This is a genomic window from Kineococcus vitellinus (assembly GCF_009906315.1).
In the GTDB taxonomy this organism is placed as follows: domain Bacteria; phylum Actinomycetota; class Actinomycetes; order Actinomycetales; family Kineococcaceae; genus Kineococcus; species Kineococcus vitellinus.
The window spans coordinates 1-3,488 of record NZ_JAAALL010000382.1; the positions used below are offsets into that span (position 1 = coordinate 1).

At 78.4% G+C, this 3,488-nt stretch carries 5 protein-coding genes; 3 read left to right on the forward strand and 2 right to left on the reverse strand.

The genetic code is table 11. The annotated features are described in order from the left end of the window. Nucleotides 1-219: 219 nt before the first annotated feature. Entirely contained in the window at nt 220-1,008 is a 789-nt protein-coding gene (locus GTQ99_RS21190; protein WP_166617678.1) for an ABC transporter ATP-binding protein, read from the forward strand. Between the two features lie 16 nt (nt 1,009-1,024). Here GTQ99_RS21190 and GTQ99_RS21195 read toward each other — a convergent pair whose 3' ends face one another. Both GTQ99_RS21195 and GTQ99_RS21200 read right to left on the reverse strand, forming a co-directional pair. Then, on the reverse strand, nt 1,025-1,708 hold the full coding sequence (locus GTQ99_RS21195) for a pyridoxamine 5'-phosphate oxidase family protein (protein ID WP_166617679.1): 684 nt from the start codon (nt 1,706-1,708) through the stop codon (nt 1,025-1,027). A 22-nt stretch (nt 1,709-1,730) separates the two neighbouring features. Then, complete coding sequence (locus tag GTQ99_RS21200; RefSeq protein ID WP_166617680.1) at nt 1,731-2,540, reverse strand: phosphotransferase; 810 nt, start codon at nt 2,538-2,540, stop codon at nt 1,731-1,733. 94 nt (nt 2,541-2,634) lie between these two features. On the opposite strand from GTQ99_RS21200, the gene GTQ99_RS21205 reads away from it, so the two are divergent. Both GTQ99_RS21205 and GTQ99_RS21210 read left to right on the forward strand, forming a co-directional pair. Then, nucleotides 2,635-3,141, forward strand: coding sequence for a sigma-70 family RNA polymerase sigma factor (locus GTQ99_RS21205; RefSeq protein ID WP_166617681.1), 507 nt, complete (start codon nt 2,635-2,637; stop codon nt 3,139-3,141). After that, the coding region (locus tag GTQ99_RS21210; RefSeq protein ID WP_166617682.1) for an anti-sigma factor family protein at nt 3,141-3,488 on the forward strand (348 nt) is incomplete at its 3' end. The genes GTQ99_RS21205 and GTQ99_RS21210, both read left to right, overlap by 1 nt.

Below are 3,488 nucleotides of genomic sequence, written 5' to 3' on the forward strand. Positions count from 1 at the left end.
GGGCAGGGGCGGTGCGTCGTCGACGCGCACGGCGTGCGGCTCGTCGTCGCGCACGACGGCGGCCACGGCCGCCCGCAGGCCCGCGGTGCCGGTCAGCACGGCGGTGCCCCAGGCGGCCAGCCGGGCGGAGCGGGGCAGGTCCAGCACGCCGGGAAGCCTACGACGCCCGGCCCGGGGCCTCGGCGGGCCGCCGCGCCGCCCTCGCTAGGGTCGGGCTCCATGAGCGACGTGCTGGACCTGTCCGCGGTCACCGTCCGGCGGGGGAGCAGCGTGCTGCTCGACGCCGTGGACCTGCAGGTCGCCGACGGCGAGCGCTGGGTCGTGCTCGGCCCCAACGGGGCGGGCAAGTCGACGCTGCTGTCGGTGGCCGCCGCGCGGCTGTTCCCCACCTCGGGCACCGTCGGCGTCCTCGGCGAGGTCCTCGGCAGGGTGGACGTCTTCGAGCTGCGCCCGCGCATCGGGCTGGCCAGCACCGCCCTCGGCGCGGCCGTCCCGCGCGCGGAGCGGGTGCGCGACGTCGTGGTGACCGCCGCCTACGGGGTGACCGGCCGCTGGCGCGAGGAGTACGACCCCGACGACGAGGCCCGCGCGCTGGAGCTGCTGGGCCTGCTGGGGGTGGCGCACCTGGCCGACCGGGCCTTCGGCACCCTCAGCGACGGCGAGCGCAAGCGCACCCAGATCGCCCGCGCGCTCATGACCGACCCCGAGCTGCTGCTGCTGGACGAGCCCGCCGGCGGCCTGGACCTGGGCGGGCGCGAGGACCTGCTGCGGCGGCTGACGGCGCTGGCCGCCGACCCGGCCGCACCCACCCCCGTGATGGTCACCCACCACGTGGAGGAGATCCCCGTCGGCACCACGCACGCCCTGCTGCTGCGCGGCGGGCGGGTCGTCGTCTCCGGCCCGGTGGAGGAGACCCTCACCTCCCCGGCGCTCTCGGACGCCTTCGGCCTGGCCCTGGAGGTCGAGCGGCGCGGCGGCCGCTTCAGCGCCCGCGCCGCGACGGCCTGAGCGCGGCGGAGCCCGCTCAGGGCTTGAGCATCTCCGTGACGTACCCGCAGGTGTTGCCCTCGTCCACGCGCCGCGAGTAGCGCAGCCGCAGGTGGTGGCCGTCGGCGGCGGACTGGAAGAACTCCAGCCGGCCGGCGTCCACGCCCCACAGCCGCCACGTCGGGGCGACGACCTCCGGCTCCAGGCGCACGAGGTCCCCCGCGTCGCCGAGCGCGTCGGAGAGCCACCCCTCGTCGTGCAGCGGACCGCTCTGGCGGTCCACCAGGGCGTCCGCGCGCGCCTCCGGTGACAGCCGCGCGAAGGCCTCGGAGGTGCGGGCCTCGTCGGCGGGGCGCACCGTGCCGCGCACCCGCACCTGCCGGCCCAGCAGCGGCCAGTGGAACACCAGCGCCGCCACCGGCACCCGCGACAGCTGCTTGCCCTTGGGGCTGGTGGTGGAACCGGACACCCAGAACGCCGACTCGTCGACGTCCTCCAGCAGCGTCGTGCGCGCGTCCGGGCGCCCGGCCGCGTCGACCGTCGCCAGCGTCATGGCGTGCGGGGCCGGCACCCCGGCCGCGGCCGCGTCGCCCAGCCAGGTGACGAACAGCTGCACGGGGTCGTCGGGCGCGGCGTCGGGGTCGAAGCGGGGGGCCACCGTGCGCGGCCACGCCAGGTGCCCCAGGAGGTGGCGGAGGTCGTCGCGCGTCCCGGTGCTCACGGGGGCGACGGTACCCGCGCCCTCAGGGGCCTGCGTTCCAGAGGTCCCGGTAGTACGCCGTCCGGACCGCGTCGGGGGCCACGCCGTAGGCGTCCAGGAACGCGCCCTCCCAGCCGGGGCCGTAGTTCCAGCCCACGCTCATCGTCGCCACCGCCAGGTCGGCCCACCGGTCGGCGACCCCCAGCGCGGACAGGTCCACGTGCCCGCACGCCTCGCCCGTCCCCGGGTCCAGCAGCGTGTTCGGCGAGCAGGCGTCGCCGTGGCAGACCACCAGGCGGTCCACCGGCGGCGGCCGGCGCAGGTCGCCCACGTCGCCGACGGCCGCGGCCAGCCGCTGCTGCACCGACCAGGAGAACGGGCAGCCCGCCACCGGCAGCGCCTCGTGCAGGCGGCGCAGCCCGCGCGCCAGGGCCGGCACCGCGACGTGCGGGCGCGCCCGCCAGCGCGCCAGCACCGCGTTCTCGCCGGGCAGCCCCCGCGTCAGCAGCCACGAGCCGCCGGCCTCCCGGCCCGCGGCCAGGACCTGCGGCACCGGCGTCCACGCCCGCGCCCACCGCAGCCGCGCCTCCTCGGCGGCCAGGTCCAGCGGCGCGCCGGCCGGCGCCCACTTGGCGAAGAGCGCCCCGCCGGGCACGGGCACCCGGAAGGTGCTCCCGCCGGCCTGGTTGACCCACACCGCCTGCGGCGCGCCCACCGCCTCGGCCGGCGCGGGTGCGCCGCCGGGCTGCTGCCCGAGGTCCTGCCCGAGCCGCTCGGCGAGGACCCGCAGCAGCGGCTCGGGCACCGGCACGGGAGCGCGCGGGAAGCCCCCGGGAGTGCTCGGCGTGCCCACCCCGGCACCCTAGGGGCCCCGGGGCGCCCCCGCGTCGAACCGTTCGCGCCCCCACCTCGTGGTGGGGTCAGCGACGGAGGAGGACGCCGAACCGATGACCGATGCCGACGAGGAGCTCGTGCGGGCGCTGCACGACGAGCACGCCGGTGCGCTGTGGAGCTACGTGGTCTCCCTGACCGGGGACCGCGTCAGCGCCCACGACGTGGTGCAGGAGACCCTGCTGCGCGCCTGGCGCCACCCCGAGGCCCTCGACCCGGCCCGCGGCTCCACCCGCGGCTGGCTGTTCACCGTCGCCCGCCACCTGGTCGTCGACGAGGCGCGCTCGGCGCGCTCGCGGCGCGAGACGGTGGCCGCCGAGCCGCCCGAGCGCTCCGTCGTCGACGAGTCCGAGCAGGTCCTGCAGCAGTGGGTGGTGGCCCAGGCCCTGACGCGGCTGTCGCCCGAGCACCGCGCCGTGCTGCGCGAGTGCTACTTCCGCGGCCGCTCGGTGGCCGAGGCCTCCCGCGTGCTCGGCGTGCCCCCGGGCACGGTGAAGTCGCGCACCCACTACGCGCTGATGAACCTGCGGCTGGCGCTGCAGGAGATGGGGGTGAGCCGCTGATGGAGCACGAGAGCGTGCCCGGGCACCCGGCCGAGCACCCGTTCGCGACGAGCGCCGGCCCCTACGTGCTGGGCGCCCTGGCCCCGGCCGAGCGGACCGCCTTCGAGCAGCACCTGGGCACCTGCTCCTCCTGCCGCACCGCCGTCGAGCAGCTCGCCGGCCTGCCGGGGCTGCTCTCGCGCACCCCGCCCGAGGTCGTCGAGGCCCTCGGCGAGGACGACCCCGCCGCCGCCGTGCGCGAGGGCGCGGGGCTGCCCGACACGGTGCTGCCCGCCCTGCTGCGCGCGGTGCGCCGCCGCCGCCGCTCCCGGCGGGTGGCGCACCGCGCGCAGCAGGGCGGGCAGCAC